The sequence below is a fragment of the Mesorhizobium sp. M1D.F.Ca.ET.231.01.1.1 genome (assembly GCF_003999155.2).
Classification (GTDB): Bacteria; Pseudomonadota; Alphaproteobacteria; order Rhizobiales; family Rhizobiaceae; genus Mesorhizobium.
Map to the genome: position 1 here is coordinate 1 of NZ_RZOZ02000108.1, position 369 is coordinate 369.

A 369-nucleotide genomic window follows, 5' to 3' on the forward strand; every position below is an offset into this window, starting at 1 on the left:
GGCCGCAAGGCCTGTTCGGGACCACGCCGCGATGAGGGATGCTTCGCCGGCAAAGACCTACGCGCTGCATATCGGCGTCATCGCGCTTCTGTTCGCGCTGAACTTCGTCCTGCCGGATTACCATCAGGGCCTATTCGCACGCATCATGGCGCTCGCAGTCTTTGCCATGGGCTACAATCTGCTCTTCGGCTATGTCGGCCTGCTCAGCCTCGGCCATGCGATGTTCTTCTCGGCCGGCCTCTATGGCGCGGGCTTGACCGTCTACCATCTCGGCTGGGGCGTGCCGGAAGCCTTCATTGCCGGGGTCGCCTGCGGCGCGCTGCTCGCCTTAATCGTCGGCCTGCTGGCGCTGCGCACCGCGGGTGTGGC

The 369-nt window shown here is 65.3% G+C and carries 1 pseudogene; it reads left to right on the top strand.

Features of this window, described 5'->3' with window-relative positions:
* Positions 1-31: 31 nt before the first annotated feature.
* Positions 32-369: pseudogene (locus tag EN874_RS32515) on the top strand (branched-chain amino acid ABC transporter permease); the annotation flags it as partial.